Raw genomic sequence first — 15,251 nt, 5'->3', positions numbered from 1 at the left:
TTGACCGAGATCAAGTGGAAACGTGCATGACACCGATACTCAAATTCGACCATACAAACTGCGGAGATTGCCCCATCCGGCATCGTGCAGTATGCGCCCACTGTGATGCGAACGAGCTGGTAGAGCTTGAAGGCATCAAATACTATCGCAGTTTTGAGGCGGGTCAGACGATCATCTGGTCGGGGGATCAGATGAATTTTGTGGGCTCGGTCGTGTCAGGCATCGCCTCGCTGACCCAGACAATGGAAGATGGTCGCACCCAGATGGTCGGCCTTTTGCTGCCCAGTGATTTCGTCGGGCGGCCAGGCCGCGATTCTGCGCCATACGATGTGCTGGCAACAACCGATCTGGTCATGTGTTGTTTTCGCAAGAAGCCGTTCGAAGACTTGATGAGCAATACCCCGCATATTGCACACCGGCTGTTGCAAATGACGCTGGACGAGCTGGACGCCGCGCGCGAGTGGATGTTGGTGCTGGGGCGCAAGACTGCGCGAGAAAAGATTGCCAGCCTGCTGTCGATTATCGCCCGGCGCGATGCGTCGATCAATCAAAAGGGAAACACGGGGCCGATCGTGTTTGACCTTCCGCTAACCCGCGAGGCGATGGCGGACTACCTTGGGCTGACGCTGGAAACAGTCAGTCGGCAGATCTCGGCCCTGAAAAAGGATCAGGTCATCACGTTGGAAGGCAAACGCCACGTGACGATTCCGGATATGGGCCGCCTGATGGAAGAGGCAGGCGACGACTCGGATGGAGGTTTTCTGGTCTGACACGCTTGCAGCGTGACTGGATCGGCTGGCCATGTTTAACTGGGGTCATTTGAAGCAGACCTCAGGAGTAAGTCATGGGATTCAGTAGCATTCTGGCGATGCTGTTCATCGGCGCGATCGCCGGGTGGCTGTCGGGCAAGATCATGGAAGGCCGCGGCTTTGGCCTGATGGGCAATATCATCGTCGGCATCGTCGGCGCGTTTCTGGCCGGTCTGATCTTTCCCGCGCTGGGCTTTGCTGTGGGCGGTGGTGTCTTTTCATCTATTTTCTTTGCCACCATCGGCGCGATCATTCTGCTGTTCCTGATCGGATTGGTGAAAAAGTAAAAACCGCCCCAGGGGGCGGTTTTCTGTAACGGCCTATACTAGTGAGCCAGGAACACCGGTACTGTGGCTTGTTCCAACATGTTCCGTGTCGCGCCGCCCAAAATGGCCTCGCGGAACCGCGAGTGTCCGTAGGCTCCCATCACGATCATGTCTGCCTCGGTATCTGCGGCGTGGCGGTTCAGGATATCGGATACCCGCGTCATGGTCTTGCTCAGCACGTCGATTTCGCATTTCACGCCATGGCGGGCCAGCATCTGCGACAGCATCCCACCAGGGTCCGAGCGGTCGGGGCCGTGGCGCGGCGGATCAATCACGACGATGCGCACCAGATCGGCTTGCGTCAGAAACGGCAGGGCGCGGCGGATGGCTCGCATGGCCTCGACGCTCTCGTTCCAGCCGATCAGGATGTTGCCCGGTCGTGCGAACGGGGTTGCATCGTCAGGAACGACTAGAACAGGCGCGTGACCTTCGAACATGGCAGCTTCGACAATGGGTTCGGCCTCGGCGTCGCGGTCAGGTCCGTAAGGTTGCGGGAGAATGACAAGATCGGAAAACCGCGCGCGGTGCGCCACGTGGCGCCCGATATCCGAGATCTGAGCAACACCGCTTTCGGCGGACCAGCGAATTCCAGTCTTGCCCAGATAGTCTTTGGCATAGGCCAGTACCTCTTCGGCTTCGGCATTCGCGCGGCTCAGTGTTTCCTGAAGTATCAGGGCGTTTGCGCCGGCGTAGTAATATCCCGTCTGGCTGCGGTCGACGCCCAGACACAAAGCCTCGGCATGCGCGTCTTGCGAAGCAGTCAGAGCGGCCATCTGGGCCAGAGGCGCGTCACTGTGGTTCGTGTCTGTCATCACCGTGAGAAGAGATTTGTATGCCATTTTGACCTCTTGTCTTTCAGGCTCATGTACCTGCGGCCCTATGGCCCAGTTGTCAGTTTACGATTGTCACAGAAATCAGTGTATTGTCTTGACACAGATCAAAGTAATTCTGGCCGCCGTTCGACAAAACGGCAACCAGTCAAAAGGGTCCTGCGATATACAAGAATCACGTGGGGCATGGCAAAGGGACGCAATATGTCAAATTACATCAAGCTGATCGTGCTTGGTCTGGTTGTGGTGTTCACTGCGATCGGGTCCAACTATGCACGCGATTTGGCGTATCAGGTGCATTCGATTCTGGTGATGCTGATCGCCGGTGGTTTGTTCATCTGGACGCTTAGAAACACTGACGAGCCAGATATTCTTGTAGACCGTTCGGGTGAATACATGGATGGCGTCATCCGCTATGGCGTGATCGCAACTGCCTTTTGGGGCGTGGTCGGGTTCCTTGCAGGGACTTTCATCGCGTTTCAGCTGGCCTTTCCGGCGCTGAACTTCGAATGGGCGCAGGGCTATCTGAACTTTGGTCGTTTGCGTCCGCTGCACACATCGGCGGTGATCTTTGCCTTTGGCGGTAACGCCTTGATCGCAACCTCGTTCTATGTGGTACAGCGCACCAGCGCCGCGCGCCTTTGGGGCGGCAATCTGGCGTGGTTCGTGTTCTGGGGCTATCAGCTGTTCATTGTACTGGCAGCGACCGGTTACGTACTGGGTGGTACTCAGTCCAAAGAATATGCCGAGCCTGAATGGTATGTTGACCTTTGGCTGACCGTCGTATGGGTTGCTTATCTGGCCGTTTTCCTTGGAACGATCGTCAGGCGGAAAGAACCCCACATTTACGTGGCGAACTGGTTCTATCTGGCGTTCATCGTGACTGTCGCCATGCTGCATCTGGTCAACAACATGACCATCCCGGTCAGCATCTGGGGTTCGAAATCGGTTATCGTCTGGTCTGGTGTGCAGGATGCCATGATCCAGTGGTGGTACGGCCACAATGCTGTGGGCTTCTTCCTGACCGCGGGTTTCCTGGGAATGATGTATTACTTCATCCCGAAACAGGCCGAGCGTCCGGTATTCAGCTATAAGCTGTCGATCATCCACTTCTGGGCTCTGATCTTCCTGTATATCTGGGCCGGTCCGCACCACCTGCATTATACCGCGTTGCCTGACTGGGCTTCGACGCTGGGCATGGTGTTCTCAATCGTGCTGTGGATGCCGTCATGGGGTGGAATGATCAACGGTCTGATGACCCTGTCGGGTGCATGGGACAAGCTGCGCACTGATCCGGTTATTCGGATGATGGTGATCTCGGTCGGCTTCTATGGAATGTCCACCTTTGAAGGCCCGATGATGTCGATCCGTGCAGTGAACTCGCTGTCGCACTACACCGACTGGACCATCGGTCACGTGCATTCGGGCGCGCTGGGCTGGAACGGCATGATCACTTTTGGTGCGCTGTACTTCTTGGTGCCTGTCCTGTGGAAGCGTGAGCGTCTGTATTCGCTGCAGATGGTCAGCTGGCACTTCTGGCTCGCTACCATCGGCATCGTGCTTTACGCCGCGTCGATGTGGGTCACCGGCATCATGGAAGGTCTGATGTGGCGCGAAGTGGATGCCAACGGCTTCCTGGTGAACTCGTTCGCCGACACCGTGGCTGCCAAGTTCCCGATGTATGTGGTGCGTGCTTTGGGTGGCGTGATGTTCGTCGCTGGCTCGCTGATCATGTGCTACAACCTGTGGATGACTGTACGGAAAGCGCCGGCCAAAGAGGCCAGCCTGTCCGTCGCGGTCCCGGCTGAATAAGGAGGGCCGGAGCAATGGCAATTCTCGACAAACATAAGATCCTCGAGACCAACGCGACCCTCCTGCTGATCTTCAGCTTTCTGGTCGTTACCATCGGTGGCATCGTACAAATCACCCCGCTGTTCTATCTTGAGAACACCATCGAGAAGGTAGAGGGCATGCGCCCATACACCCCCCTCGAATTGGCCGGGCGTGACATCTACATCCGCGAAGGGTGCTATGTCTGCCACAGTCAGATGATCCGCCCGATGCGGGACGAAGTTGAACGCTATGGTCACTACTCGCTGGCGGCTGAATCGATGTATGATCACCCATTCCAGTGGGGCTCCAAGCGTACCGGGCCAGATATCGCTCGTGTCGGTGGCCGTTATTCGGACCAGTGGCAGGTGGACCACCTGCGTGATCCGCAATCGGTGGTGCCTGAATCGGTGATGCCGAAATATGGCTTCCTCGAGCATCGGAAGATCGACGGTAAGTATATCGGTGATGTCATGGCTGCCAATTCTGTGGTCGGCACGCCGTACACAGACGAGATGCTCGAGCAGGCACAGGCGGATTTCCGGGCGCAGGCGGATCCGGACAGCGACTATGACGGATTGCTGGAACGCTATGGCGACAAGGTCAATGTCCGCAATTTCGATGGTCAATCTGAGTTGACCGAGATGGATGCGCTCGTTGCTTACCTTCAGATGCTGGGCACGTTGGTTGATTTCTCGACCTTCACCCCGGACGCAAGCCGATAACAGGAGAGTGTGATGGAAGAATATACTCTCTTACGGCAGTTCGCGGATAGCTGGATGTTACTTGTGCTGTTTGCCTTCTTTGTAGGCATCGTGATCTGGGTTTTCCGCCCCGGTGCCAGCAAAGAATACAAGGATACCGCCAACATCCCTTTCCGGCATCAAGATAAACCCGCCGAAGTCAAGGAGGCGAGGAAATGAGCAAAACACCTGAAAAACAGCCGGGTGATCCGAATACCACCGGCCACAGCTGGGACGGAATTGAGGAATTTGACAATCCGATGCCCCGCTGGTGGCTGTGGGTCTTGTACGCAACCATTGTTTGGGGCGTGATCTATACGATCATGTATCCGGCTTGGCCGTTGGTTCGGTCTGCAACGGCTGGTGTCATGGGATGGTCTTCCCGAGCACTTGTGCAGGAAGAGATGATCTCGTTCGAGGAGGCCAATGCGCCGTGGAATACTAAGCTGATTGAAACGCCGCTGGAGGATATCTCGAAAGATGCCGAGTTGCAGCAATACGCGGTGAACGCAGGCGGTGCGGTGTTCCGTACCTGGTGTGCGCAGTGTCACGGCTCGGGCGCGCAGGGTGCGCCGGGTTTCCCGAACTTGCTGGACGATGCCTGGCTGTGGGGAGGGTCGCTCGAGGATATCGAGATGACCGTTGCCTATGGTATTCGCAATGAAGAAAGCGACGATGCGCGCTATTCTGAGATGCCGGCCTTTGGCGAGATTCTGGAACAGGACGAAATCACTCAGGTGGTGCAGTATGTCATGTCGCTGACCAACGCTCAGACTGATGATGCGGCGGCGCAGGCGGGCAAAGTTGTTTTCGAGGACAACTGCGCAGTATGTCATGGCGAAGACGGCACCGGTGATATCACTCAGGGCGCACCGAACCTGACCGATGCAATCTGGCTTTATGGCGGCAGCGAAGAGGCTTTGACCGAAACGGTCACCAACAGCCGCTTTGGCGTGATGCCATCCTGGGAAAACCGTCTGACCGACGCGCAGATTCGCGCGGTCACAGCTTATGTCCACCAATTGGGTGGCGGTCAGTAACGGCAAAAGAATACCTTCGGACGGTTCGCCGCCCGAAGGTTAGGCACCGGCTGTTCCATCTGTTCGCGCGTTTCCTGAACAGCCGGTGCTACAAGTTCAGATTAGTTCTCTGTTTTGATCGGGTCCAGAGGGCCCGTCATTTCGCACGGGAACGTGTGACGCGCGTGGTTCTCCTCCACCAATTGCCCTCGGGGCGGTGTTCGCGGTTTTGCGGTGTCGTTAGCCCATCCGTGTGGGTGGCGACCATGAATGTACGTGCAAGAATCGATAGCATCTGATCTCTCCTTAAGTTGGGTCTGATTGCACTCAGGATTGATGTTTTGCGAGGAATATGCGACTCAATTGCCATTGAGTAATGTAACCTAGGCTTACATATGAATTGGATGACAATGCCACCCCTTGCATCGCTGAAGGCTTTTCATGCCTTTGCGGAAGCAGGAAATGTGGTGCAGGCCGGGGTCCTGTTAAATGTCAGCCACGCTGCCATCAGCCAGCAATTGCGCGCCTTGGAAAAACACCTTGGGGTGACCCTGCTGGACCGCAGCGGTAAGTCCATGACGTTGACGGTCGAGGGTGAAAGGCTGGCCCGCGCCTTACATCTGGGTTTTGGCGCGATCGGGGCAGCCGTAGCGGATCTGACGCATATCGCCGAAGATCGCCCGGTTCATGTATCCTTGACGGCATCTTTTGCCGCGTCCTGGCTGATGCCCCGCTTGCCGGCGTTTCAGGCCGAGTATCCTGATATACCCTTGGCGCTGGACCCTTCGCCTGACCTTGCCAGTTTGCGTCCGGGTGGTGTGGATGTGGCGATCCGATACGGGGATGGATACTGGCAGGGGGTGAATGCAGAGCCTCTGTTGCAAAGTCCGATCGTGATAGTTGCTGCGCCGTCGCTACTGGGAGGCCGGGAAACCATTACTCCGGATGAGCTTAGCCAACTGCCTTGGTTGGAAGAGCTTGGAACTACAGAGGCAACATCGTGGCTGGCCCGCCGCGGGGTTGAACACGGCCCGCGGGCTGGGCGAATCTTGTTGCCCGGCAATCTGGTGCTTGAGGGGCTGCGCGCTGGTCAGGGTGTGACATTCACGGCGCGACATTTTGTCGAAGCTGATATTCAGGCGGGTCGCATCATCGAGTTGTTTCGCGAACCTGGCGCGCGTGGATACCACATTGTTACAGGGGATGCGCCACTGCGCCCGGCTGTCAAAATTTTTGTTAGCTGGCTCAGGCGGCAAGCTGGTATGGTGTGACAAAAGGTGTCTGCGTGATGCGCTTTTGACCCATGTCAAAGTGACTGCTTTTGTGATCTGGAAAAAGACGCCTAAAAGACAGCCACATCTGGAGCCTGCTTGTGAGCGATTCCGACCCTGCCCCCAGCCTTTACGCTGCAAGGGAGCCGATCTTTCCCCGGCGCGTGTCCGGGCCATTTCGAAACCTGAAATGGATCATCCTCGCGGTTACGCTTGGCATCTATTATGTAACGCCCTGGATCAGATGGGACCGCGGCCCCAGCCTGCCGGATCAGGCGGTGCTGCTGGACCTGGCGAACCGGCGTTTTTACTTTTTCTGGATCGAAATCTGGCCGCATGAATTTTATTTCGTGGCAGGCCTGTTGATCATGGCCGGTCTGGGCCTGTTTCTGTTTACCTCAGCGCTGGGGCGCGTGTGGTGCGGCTATGCTTGCCCGCAGACGGTGTGGACGGACCTGTTCATTCTGGTTGAGCGCTGGATCGAAGGCGATCGCAACGCCCGATTGCGACTGCACCGGCAGGAAAAGCTGGATTTCCGCAAGGCGCGCCTGCGTATCACGAAATGGACGGCGTGGTTTCTGATCGGTCTGGCAACCGGCGGGGCCTGGGTGTTCTATTTTGCCGATGCCCCTACGCTGATGCGGGATCTGGTCACTGGAAACGCTCATCCGGTTGCCTATACAACGGTCCTGATCTTAACAGGTACGACGTTCTTTTTCGGCGGTTTCGCCCGCGAGCAGATTTGCATTTATGCTTGCCCGTGGCCGCGTATTCAGGCCGCAATGATGGATGAGGACACTCTGGTCGTCGGGTACCGCGAATGGCGGGGCGAACCGCGCGGCAAGGGTAAGCGTACTACCGATTCCGAGCTGGGCGACTGCATCGACTGCATGGCTTGCGTGAATGTTTGCCCGGTTGGGATCGACATTCGCGACGGGCAGCAGATGGAATGCATCACCTGTGCGCTGTGCATCGACGCTTGCGATGACATGATGGCCAAGATCGGCAAGCCGCGTGGCCTGATCGACTATATGGCGCTGAGCGACGAAGCTCATGAACGTGCAGGCGAGCAACCCATCAACGTCTGGAAACACATCCTGCGTCCGCGGACGATCCTGTATACGGCTTTGTGGGCCCTGGTTGGCCTTGCGCTGTTGTTTGCGCTGTTTATCCGGTCCGATATTGATCTGACCGTGGCGCCCGTGCGCAACCCGACCTTTGTCACTTTGTCCGACGGAACAATCCGCAATACCTATGATGTGCGCCTGCGTAACAAGCATGGCGAGGACCGGGCGTTCCAATTGTCCCTCGCGGGTGATCCGGCCTTGCAGATCCAGATCGAGGGCGTCGAAGGTGAGATTGTCAATGTCACGGCAGATACGGCACAATTAACCCGCGTCTACATCGTTTCTGCGGGCGACACCGGGCCGGCGGCTGCGGATGCAACTTCGGTGCGCATCTGGGTCGAGGATCTGGAAAGCGGTGAACGCGCCTATAAAGACACCACTTTCAACGGACGAGGGAACTAGTATGGCCGAGCGTCAATTTACCGGTAAGCACGCTCTGGCCATTTTCGTCGCCGCGTTTGGTGTGATTATCGCCGTAAACCTCGTACTGGCCTATAGCGCGGTCAAAACCTTTCCGGGGCTTGAGGTAAAAAACTCTTATGTCGCCAGTCAGGAGTTCAACGACCGTCTGAAGGAACATCAGGCGCTGGGTTGGACCATTCGTGCCGAAATGTCTGGCGGCTTATTGATCCTGCATATCACTGACAAAACCGGAGCTCCGGTCGAAGTGGCCGAGTTGCAGGCTGTTGTGGGTCGCGCCACCCATGTCGAGGATGATTTCTCGCCCGAATTTATCTTTGACGGTCAGGCCTATGCAACGCCGGTATCGTTGGGCAAAGGCAACTGGAACATACGGCTGGTTGCCAAGGATAGCGCGGGTGCAGAGTTTGCCCAGCGTGTGCCGTTGTACGTAAAAGGGTGATGGGATGACGACGCAGTTCACATCCGGCACTGCGGCCTGCCCCGGTTGTATCGCCAGCCCGGCGGAACCGGCGCGGCCCATCCCACAGGATGCTCAGATTGCGTTATCGTTGCCGGGCATTCATTGCTCGGCTTGTATTGCCACGGTCGAACGGGAACTGAACGCCTATCCGGGGGTCGAGGACGCGCGGGTGAACCTGACACTCAAGCGGGCGATGGTCAAAGCGTCGCCTGATCTGCGTGCAGCCGATCTTATTCCTGTGTTGGAACGGGCGGGCTATGAGGCGCACGAGCTGGACCCAGGTTCGTTGTCAGCGACGCAGGCCAATAAGGCCGGTCGCGATCTGTTGATGCGGCTGGCGGTGGCCGGTTTCGCTTCGATGAACGTGATGCTGCTGTCGGTGTCGGTCTGGTCGGGCGCATCGGATGCCACGCGCGATATGTTCCACTGGATTTCCGCGGCCATTGCGTTGCCAGCCATAGCCTTTTCGGCGCAGCCTTTTTTTGCCAACGCCTGGAGCGCCCTGCGGGTCAAACGCCTGAACATGGATGTTCCGATTGTTTTAGCCATCCTGTTGGCGTTGATCACATCGCTTTGGGAAACCGCGCTCAGCGGCAAACACGCTTATTTCGATGCCGCGCTGACGCTGACCTTCTTCCTGCTGGCGGGGCGGTATCTGGATTACCGCACCCGCGATGCCGCCCGATCCGCGGCCGAAGAACTGACCGCACTAGAAGTACCGCGCGCCATCCGCCTGGTCTACGGTGTCGAGGAAGAAGTGGCCGTGGCCACCCTTGCAGTTGGCGATCTGATCCTTGTCCGGCCCGGTGGGCGTATGCCGGTGGACGGCGAAATTGTGTCGGGGCGGTCAGAGCTTGATCGGTCCCTGTTGACCGGGGAAACCCTGCCTGTTTTTGCGCAAGCGGGCATGGCAGTCAGCGCTGGTGAGGTTAATCTGACTGGCCCGCTGACCATTCGGGCGACAGCGGTGGGTGAGGATACGTCGCTGCACCGTATGGCCGATCTGGTCGCCATCGCTGAATCGGGCCGGTCGCGCTATACCTCATTGGCGGACAAGGCGGCCAAGCTTTATGCGCCGGGTGTACACATCCTAGCGGCGCTCAGCTTTCTGGGTTGGTACATCTATTCCGGCGATATCCGCACCGCGCTGAACATTGCAGCTGCGGTGTTGATCATCACCTGCCCCTGTGCGTTGGGTCTGGCGGTGCCTGCGGTGACAACGGCAGCCTCGGGGCGATTGTTCCGCAAGGGGATGCTGATCAAACATTCCACCGCCCTGGAACGTCTGGCCGAGGTGGATACGGTGGTGTTCGACAAAACTGGTACGCTGACCTCGGGCACGCCCGAACTGATCAACCTGGGCGATCATGCCCGCGCTGATCTTGAAGTGGCCTTGGCGCTGTCCGAGGCCTCCTCGCACCCGCTGTCCGTTGCATTGACCACCGCAGCACGCGATGCGGGGGTCAAACCGGCCCGTCTGAAAGATATCACCGAAGTTCCGGGTTACGGCACCGAAGGCACCTATCGAGATCAGCGCGTGCGTCTGGGCCGGGCAGCGTGGACGGGTGCGCAAGAGGGTGATCAGACCGCAGCATGGTTGTCCGTCGCAGGGCAGGCGCCTGTGTGCTTCCAGTATTCGGACAGTCTGCGCCCCGGCGCGGCCGAGGCGGTTCAAGCCTTCCGCGACGCAGGCAAAGAGGTCATCCTGATTTCGGGTGACACAGAAGGCGCGGTTCAGGCGCTGGCTGAAAAGTTGGGGATCGAACACTGGGTCGCGCAGGCTTTGCCGCAAGAAAAAGCCGCCCGTGTGCAGGAGCTGAGCGATCAGGGCCGACATGTTCTAATGGTCGGCGACGGTCTGAACGATACCGCCGCGCTGGCAGCGGCGCATGTGTCGATCTCGCCCGCATCGGCGCTGGACGCGGCGCGGGTGGCCTCGGATATCGTGCTGTTGGGTAATGATTTGGCCCCGATTGCCGTTGCCTGTGATACCGCCGTGAAGGCGACCAAACGGATTCGCGAGAACTTTCGTATTGCCACCGTTTACAATATCATCGCGGTGCCGCTGGCGGTGGCCGGTCTGGCCACGCCCTTGATTGCGGCGCTGGCGATGTCGACCTCGTCCATCACCGTGTCCCTGAACGCCCTGCGTCTGAGGTAGCTGCTATGGAAGTTTTGGCCTATCTGATTCCGATTTCCCTGTTTTTGGGCGGGGTTGGACTTGTGGCCTTTGTGTATACCGTCCGCTCGAACCAATATGACGACCCCGAGGGTGACTCTCGGCGCATCCTGAGCGATGAATGGGACGACAAGCCCAAGCCCTGACACGTGGCAATCAAGCGCTCTTGAAATTGCCGCAATGCCCGGTTATGTCCGGCTCATCCGCTAGCAGAGAGAACCAAGCCAAATGGCAACTATGAATCCGATCCAGTTCATTCAGCAAGTCCGCGCCGAAGTTGCAAAGGTCGTCTGGCCGACCCGGCGTGAGGTGCTGCTGACCACGGTCATGGTGTTCATCATGGCGGCGCTGACTGCCGTGTTCTTTGCGTTGGTTGATCTGGGCATTCGCGGCGGATTGCAACTGATCCTGGGTGCATTCAGTTAAACTGGTTTGGGCGGGCTGAAACGCCACTGCCCCCTTGCACAGCGCGCAATGTCAGAGTAGTTGACGCGGTACTATTCGGAATGGGCGTGCGGCGATTCGGGCTGCGCGCCGCTTTTTATTCCGGGTGACGTGACAGAATTTCAATGACGGTGCTTGCGGCATTGCCAGCGCACCGAAGGCAAACAAGGACGACAGGTTCATGGCGAAACGGTGGTACTCGGTCAGCGTTCTTTCGAATTTCGAAAAGAAGATCGCAGAGCAGATCCGCACGTCGGTGGCCGAGCAGGGCCTTGAGGACGATATCGACGAAGTTCTGGTGCCCACCGAAGAGGTGATCGAAGTGCGCCGGGGCAAGAAGGTCACGACCGAACGCCGCTTTATGCCCGGTTATGTGTTGGTGCATATGGAAATGTCCGATCAGGGCTATCACCTTGTGAACTCGATCAACCGCGTCACCGGCTTTCTGGGCCCGCAAGGCCGCCCGATGCCAATGCGCGATGCCGAAGTGAACCAGATCCTCAACCGCGTTCAGGAAGGTGAAGAAGCGCCCAAGCTGATGATCACCTTCGAAGTGGGCGAGAAGGTCAAGGTCAACGACGGCCCGTTCGAGGATTTCGACGGTATGGTCGAAGGTGTCGACGACGAAGCTCAGAAGCTGAAGGTTTCGGTCTCGATCTTCGGTCGGGAAACCCCGGTCGAGCTGGACTTCACGCAGGTTACAAAGCAGAGCTGATAGCTACTTCAGCAAGATTTTAGCGCCGCGATGCCACGAGCACTGCGGCGTTTTGTTTTGGCGAACCAGTTGTCAGTTCAGAAGTCCAAGGTGGTTTTCTCAACGACAAGGATCACCTTGCAGTTACGGCGGGCCGGGGATCAGTTCTTGCCGTTGAAGGACCGTCAGAATATCGAGAATGGTCGAAGGGCTGACATCCACCGATCCTTCAAGGAAGACACCAAGCCCACCTTCTCCGATCTCTTTGGGTCCGCCATTGTCATAAACCGGGTCAAGTGACGCGAGTTCTGCCGGTAACTTCGGACACAAAGGGGTATCGTTCAATACAAGATCTACAGCGGCCAGCATCAGTTCCTTTACAGAGTCCAGCGTATCATCATCCAGAAGTTGCTCTCGCTGTTCTTCGGGGGCCGTCAGTGTAAGATCAATGAGTTTGAAATAGGCACAATTGTCACGCAGTTCGACTGTCGCTTCGGTGGACATGTTCGCCAGGATAGCCTTTTTTTGCTCACCCCGTTGAAAATTGCGCTCACTGGTTCGGCTGCATTCAAAGATCGTGATGGTTACATCCCCATCCAGATCAATCGCATCGCCTTGGGCCCCAAAACTCAAGTCATCCAGCCGGACTTGCAGGCCGCAATTGTCGACTATTGCGTTGTCAGCCAGTCGCTCAGGCACAGTCTTCTGTATTTCACGCAGATCAAGAAGCGCGCCCACCCCGATCCGTGTCGGCGCAACAGCGGCGAGGTTCAGATCAAGCGTATAGGGCAGCTCTGTATCACGAACTGGCAATGTCGCGTCGACGACAAAGTCCACTTGTTGCGCGCTTGGTGCCCGGGCGTCCAGAACGGCTGCCATTAAGACCGGGAAAATCAACCAGTGTCTCATTCAGCAAACTCCAATACGCCAAGTTCCTTCAGCCCACCCAGGACTTTGACGATTGTCCCGGCGCTGACATCGGCAGATCCGACAACAGCCGCCCCCATCCCGCCCGGAGCGATTTCGCGGGTGCCTCCTGATTCGTAGACCGGTTCGAGAACAGAGAATTCGTCGGGCAGTGGCGGGCAAACCGGATGGGCTGCCAGAAACTCACCACCCTTTTCCAGAACTGCGTCGTTGATGCGGTTGGTCAAACCAAAGAGGTTGGAAACAGCGCCGATGAACCCGCGCGGGCTGAGGTCGGCGCTTTCAATGCTGAATGTTAGGCATTGGCCTTTCACCTCAGCCTTGGCGACAGCGACCGCGTCCACGGTTGCTCCAAAATAACGAAAGCCCGGTTCTTCACGCCGGTTGCACCTTGTAAACTGCGCGCGGGCGGAACCTTCGACCTTTACGGTGTCACCTATGGCGGTAACGTCTCGGATCTCAAGGTAAATCTGACGTTTGCAGGTTTCTTCCAAAGGGCCAGTCAGGATTTGAGGGGCTTTTTCCTGTAGCCCACGCAGATCCATGAAGGCCTTCAACCGCAATCGGGTTGGGCTGGATTCTTCTAGACCGCCGTAAACGGTAAAGGGAACCGGAATGTCGCGCAGGGGTACTTCTTTTGTTAGCTTGATTTGAAAGCGACCGGCATAGGTGGCTGGATCAATCCCTGTCGTTACGGACGAATTGGATTTTGTGACCGCGTTGGTTTCGGCATCCAGAGCTTTTTGGTCTTCGGCCTTGCTGCCACAACCCGGCAGCATAGCGACCAGTACACAGATCAGCAGTCCTTTGTTAAGTCGAGATGACCCCATCCCTGACCACCTCATTTGTGTCCAAGTTGCACCAAGATACCCGCCTTCGTTTCTTAAGCAACTCAAGTATTAGGATTAATTGATTTGTTCCGCAAATCTCGACCTTCGCTGAGGCGTTATTGGGCCTCAATCAGGTAATTGGGAACATAGAGGCAATCGTTTGTCTTCTCTGGACCTCCGTCAATGATGGCCCTTTCGTGGGTTTCGACGAGGTGGTGCCAGTGATGCTCTTATTTTCCGAAGGCTAGCCAACTGCTGCATTCCGGCCCGAGCTCCGCCAAGGCTCTAGCCTCATAGCGGGCTTTGTCCTCTTCAGGGAGAATCTCACGCCAACGACCGTTCACGCCGCGGTGGATGAATGTCTCTGCGCCGCCATCCCAAAAAATACCGCCTCCAGGGACGGATTTACTTGCATGTGCTTTCATGTAGTCAAAGGAACAGTGCGTGAGGATCGCATCCCAACGACTTTCGTCAATCTCGATGTCCAGGAAATTTGCGATGCGGCGAATTTCCCCCGGCATGTCGCGTTTGAGCGCTTCGAAATGGATAAGTTGCACGTTGGGCTGATCGCGAATCTCCCACCAGGTTCGAATATTTTCCCAGAAAGGCCACATCGGGTAACCATCATTCTCCAGCCATTCCCTGAAGTATTGAACGGTATCTCGTGTTGGTCGTTCGATCGGTGGGCCTACCCGGCCGGGCGTATCATTCAGAGTTTCATACCAAGTGTCATTCGCGTTCGAATGATGGTTGTGAAAGCTCCATACTACGTCACGCCCATCGCGCCCAATGTATATGTATTTGGCTTGTTCTGAGAAAACGAGCGCATCCACCGGTAAATGTGTTTTTAAGAAGCGTCGGTGCGTTTGCGACGCGACTGCTGGTAACTTGACCTCTTTGGGCGGGACCCGAAGGTCAAGCCACGGCGACATCTCGGCGACGTCGAGGTCTTCAGCGCCGTTAAATATCAGCTGCGCGACGATTTGCTGAACCCAAGTCGTTCCAGACTTTGCATAGGTAGCGATGATGATATCGTCATTACGAAATTCGAAATCGTTCCACATGGAGGAGTCAAAGTGGTGGTTGTAAAACTCCCGTGTTTTCTTCGGCGACCCAAACCCGTTCATTTTCCGATCCCTCCTGCGCCTTGAAAGTGCCAGTCTGCCACAGAACGCCAGTCCGAGGAAGAATTTGTGGCGCTAATAGGTCTTGCAGTTGAGGAGACAGGCAGAGATGAGTACGCGTGTTTCGGGCCCAAAGCGGTGATGCCAAACTGTAACGCCAACCTCTTGCCAACCCCACCATTCCCCTATACATGCCGCCTCTATCGTCTTCGGGC

Annotated in this window: 18 protein-coding genes; 13 read left to right on the top strand and 5 right to left on the bottom strand. The window is 56.9% G+C overall.

All coding sequences use genetic code 11. The features are described 5' to 3' along the window. Positions 1 to 26 precede the first annotated feature (26 nt). Positions 27 to 770: a transcriptional regulator FnrL gene (fnrL, locus tag ACR0AL_RS16070; protein WP_170350982.1), complete on the top strand. Its 744-nt coding sequence runs from the start codon at positions 27 to 29 to the stop codon at positions 768 to 770. Positions 771 to 844: 74 nt separating this feature from the next. After that, entirely contained in the window at positions 845 to 1,096 is a 252-nt protein-coding gene (locus ACR0AL_RS16065; protein WP_170350981.1) for a GlsB/YeaQ/YmgE family stress response membrane protein, read from the top strand. Between the two features lie 38 nt (positions 1,097 to 1,134). On the opposite strand, the gene ACR0AL_RS16060 is transcribed toward ACR0AL_RS16065, so the two are convergent. After that, the gene (locus ACR0AL_RS16060) at positions 1,135 to 1,974 is read right to left on the bottom strand and encodes a universal stress protein (RefSeq protein ID WP_170350980.1); all 840 of its coding nucleotides are present in this window, start codon (positions 1,972 to 1,974) and stop codon (positions 1,135 to 1,137) included. 195 nt (positions 1,975 to 2,169) lie between these two features. Here ACR0AL_RS16060 and ccoN point away from each other — a divergent pair, with 195 nt between their 5' ends. The 4 genes from ccoN to ccoP are packed head-to-tail and all read left to right on the top strand — an operon-like array spanning position 2,170 to position 5,578. Continuing rightward, complete coding sequence (ccoN, locus tag ACR0AL_RS16055) at positions 2,170 to 3,777, top strand: cytochrome-c oxidase, cbb3-type subunit I (protein WP_170350979.1); 1,608 nt, start codon at positions 2,170 to 2,172, stop codon at positions 3,775 to 3,777. Between the two features lie 14 nt (positions 3,778 to 3,791). Beyond that, positions 3,792 to 4,520 (top strand): cytochrome-c oxidase, cbb3-type subunit II, encoded by a 729-nt coding sequence (ccoO, locus tag ACR0AL_RS16050; protein WP_170350978.1) that lies wholly within the window; start codon positions 3,792 to 3,794, stop codon positions 4,518 to 4,520. Positions 4,521 to 4,532: 12 nt separating this feature from the next. Beyond that, on the top strand, positions 4,533 to 4,718 hold the full coding sequence (locus tag ACR0AL_RS16045) for a cbb3-type cytochrome c oxidase subunit 3 (protein ID WP_170350977.1): 186 nt from the start codon (positions 4,533 to 4,535) through the stop codon (positions 4,716 to 4,718). Further along, positions 4,715 to 5,578 carry a cytochrome-c oxidase, cbb3-type subunit III gene (gene ccoP, locus ACR0AL_RS16040; RefSeq protein ID WP_480659260.1) on the top strand — a complete coding sequence of 288 codons (864 nt, stop codon included), beginning with the start codon at positions 4,715 to 4,717 and terminating at the stop codon, positions 5,576 to 5,578. The genes ACR0AL_RS16045 and ccoP overlap by 4 nt, the downstream gene beginning before the upstream one ends. A gap of 136 nt (positions 5,579 to 5,714) precedes the next feature. Here the strand turns inward: ccoP and ACR0AL_RS16035 are convergent, their stop codons facing one another. After that, on the bottom strand, positions 5,715 to 5,852 hold the full coding sequence (locus ACR0AL_RS16035; RefSeq protein ID WP_480659262.1) for a hypothetical protein: 138 nt from the start codon (positions 5,850 to 5,852) through the stop codon (positions 5,715 to 5,717). A 100-nt stretch (positions 5,853 to 5,952) separates the two neighbouring features. On the opposite strand from ACR0AL_RS16035, the gene ACR0AL_RS16030 reads away from it, so the two are divergent. The 7 genes from ACR0AL_RS16030 to nusG all read left to right on the top strand — a co-directional run bounded on the left by ACR0AL_RS16030 (position 5,953) and on the right by nusG (position 12,176). Next, complete coding sequence (locus ACR0AL_RS16030; protein WP_170362292.1) at positions 5,953 to 6,828, top strand: LysR family transcriptional regulator; 876 nt, start codon at positions 5,953 to 5,955, stop codon at positions 6,826 to 6,828. 101 nt (positions 6,829 to 6,929) lie between these two features. Beyond that, positions 6,930 to 8,357 (top strand): cytochrome c oxidase accessory protein CcoG, encoded by a 1,428-nt coding sequence (gene ccoG / locus ACR0AL_RS16025; RefSeq protein WP_170350973.1) that lies wholly within the window; start codon positions 6,930 to 6,932, stop codon positions 8,355 to 8,357. Between the two features lies 1 nt (position 8,358). Continuing rightward, positions 8,359 to 8,817 carry a FixH family protein gene (locus tag ACR0AL_RS16020; RefSeq protein WP_170350972.1) on the top strand — a complete coding sequence of 153 codons (459 nt, stop codon included), beginning with the start codon at positions 8,359 to 8,361 and terminating at the stop codon, positions 8,815 to 8,817. Positions 8,818 to 8,821: 4 nt separating this feature from the next. Further along, positions 8,822 to 10,999: a heavy metal translocating P-type ATPase gene (locus ACR0AL_RS16015; protein WP_480663821.1), complete on the top strand. Its 2,178-nt coding sequence runs from the start codon at positions 8,822 to 8,824 to the stop codon at positions 10,997 to 10,999. 5 nt (positions 11,000 to 11,004) lie between these two features. Next, positions 11,005 to 11,163: a cbb3-type cytochrome oxidase assembly protein CcoS gene (ccoS, locus tag ACR0AL_RS16010; protein WP_170350970.1), complete on the top strand. Its 159-nt coding sequence runs from the start codon at positions 11,005 to 11,007 to the stop codon at positions 11,161 to 11,163. An 82-nt stretch (positions 11,164 to 11,245) separates the two neighbouring features. Next, on the top strand, positions 11,246 to 11,443 hold the full coding sequence (gene secE / locus ACR0AL_RS16005; RefSeq protein WP_170350969.1) for a preprotein translocase subunit SecE: 198 nt from the start codon (positions 11,246 to 11,248) through the stop codon (positions 11,441 to 11,443). Positions 11,444 to 11,642: 199 nt separating this feature from the next. Then, a complete protein-coding gene (nusG, locus tag ACR0AL_RS16000) occupies positions 11,643 to 12,176 on the top strand; it encodes a transcription termination/antitermination protein NusG (protein ID WP_010440977.1) in 534 nt (177 codons plus the stop codon). A gap of 123 nt (positions 12,177 to 12,299) precedes the next feature. Here nusG and ACR0AL_RS15995 read toward each other — a convergent pair whose 3' ends face one another. From ACR0AL_RS15995 to ACR0AL_RS15985, 3 genes are all read right to left on the bottom strand, one after another. Then, the gene (locus ACR0AL_RS15995; RefSeq protein WP_170350968.1) at positions 12,300 to 13,064 is read right to left on the bottom strand and encodes a hypothetical protein; all 765 of its coding nucleotides are present in this window, start codon (positions 13,062 to 13,064) and stop codon (positions 12,300 to 12,302) included. After that, positions 13,061 to 13,912, bottom strand: a complete 852-nt coding sequence (locus tag ACR0AL_RS15990; protein WP_170362288.1) for a hypothetical protein — start codon at positions 13,910 to 13,912, stop codon at positions 13,061 to 13,063. Before ACR0AL_RS15990 ends, ACR0AL_RS15995 begins: the two co-directional genes overlap by 4 nt. Before the next feature lie 230 nt (positions 13,913 to 14,142). Next, a complete protein-coding gene (locus tag ACR0AL_RS15985) occupies positions 14,143 to 15,039 on the bottom strand; it encodes a sulfotransferase domain-containing protein (RefSeq protein WP_480663819.1) in 897 nt (298 codons plus the stop codon). Between the last annotated feature and the right edge of the window lie 212 nt (positions 15,040 to 15,251).

The organism is Ruegeria sp. BB1 (genome assembly GCF_056539465.1).
Note: the sequence above shows the minus strand (reverse complement) of the source record. Positions and strands in the feature narration are given on the sequence as shown.

Bases quoted from the DNA above. Each gene is read 5' to 3' on its own strand.
- ccoP (WP_480659260.1), top strand. From the start codon at position 4,715: ATGAGCAAAACACCTGAAAAACAGCCGGGTGATCCGAATACCACCGGC.
- ACR0AL_RS16045 (WP_170350977.1), top strand. From the start codon at position 4,533: ATGGAAGAATATACTCTCTTACGGCAGTTCGCGGATAGCTGGATGTTA.
- secE (WP_170350969.1), top strand. From the start codon at position 11,246: ATGGCAACTATGAATCCGATCCAGTTCATTCAGCAAGTCCGCGCCGAA.
- fnrL (WP_170350982.1), top strand. From the start codon at position 27: ATGACACCGATACTCAAATTCGACCATACAAACTGCGGAGATTGCCCC.
- nusG (WP_010440977.1), top strand. From the start codon at position 11,643: ATGGCGAAACGGTGGTACTCGGTCAGCGTTCTTTCGAATTTCGAAAAG.
- ACR0AL_RS15985 (WP_480663819.1), bottom strand. From the start codon at position 15,039: ATGAACGGGTTTGGGTCGCCGAAGAAAACACGGGAGTTTTACAACCAC.
- ACR0AL_RS16035 (WP_480659262.1), bottom strand. From the start codon at position 5,852: ATGCTATCGATTCTTGCACGTACATTCATGGTCGCCACCCACACGGAT.
- ACR0AL_RS15995 (WP_170350968.1), bottom strand. From the start codon at position 13,064: ATGAGACACTGGTTGATTTTCCCGGTCTTAATGGCAGCCGTTCTGGAC.
- ACR0AL_RS16060 (WP_170350980.1), bottom strand. From the start codon at position 1,974: ATGGCATACAAATCTCTTCTCACGGTGATGACAGACACGAACCACAGT.
- ACR0AL_RS16030 (WP_170362292.1), top strand. From the start codon at position 5,953: ATGAATTGGATGACAATGCCACCCCTTGCATCGCTGAAGGCTTTTCAT.
- ccoO (WP_170350978.1), top strand. From the start codon at position 3,792: ATGGCAATTCTCGACAAACATAAGATCCTCGAGACCAACGCGACCCTC.
- ACR0AL_RS16020 (WP_170350972.1), top strand. From the start codon at position 8,359: ATGGCCGAGCGTCAATTTACCGGTAAGCACGCTCTGGCCATTTTCGTC.
- ACR0AL_RS16015 (WP_480663821.1), top strand. From the start codon at position 8,822: ATGACGACGCAGTTCACATCCGGCACTGCGGCCTGCCCCGGTTGTATC.
- ACR0AL_RS15990 (WP_170362288.1), bottom strand. From the start codon at position 13,912: ATGGGGTCATCTCGACTTAACAAAGGACTGCTGATCTGTGTACTGGTC.
- ccoS (WP_170350970.1), top strand. From the start codon at position 11,005: ATGGAAGTTTTGGCCTATCTGATTCCGATTTCCCTGTTTTTGGGCGGG.
- ccoN (WP_170350979.1), top strand. From the start codon at position 2,170: ATGTCAAATTACATCAAGCTGATCGTGCTTGGTCTGGTTGTGGTGTTC.
- ACR0AL_RS16065 (WP_170350981.1), top strand. From the start codon at position 845: ATGGGATTCAGTAGCATTCTGGCGATGCTGTTCATCGGCGCGATCGCC.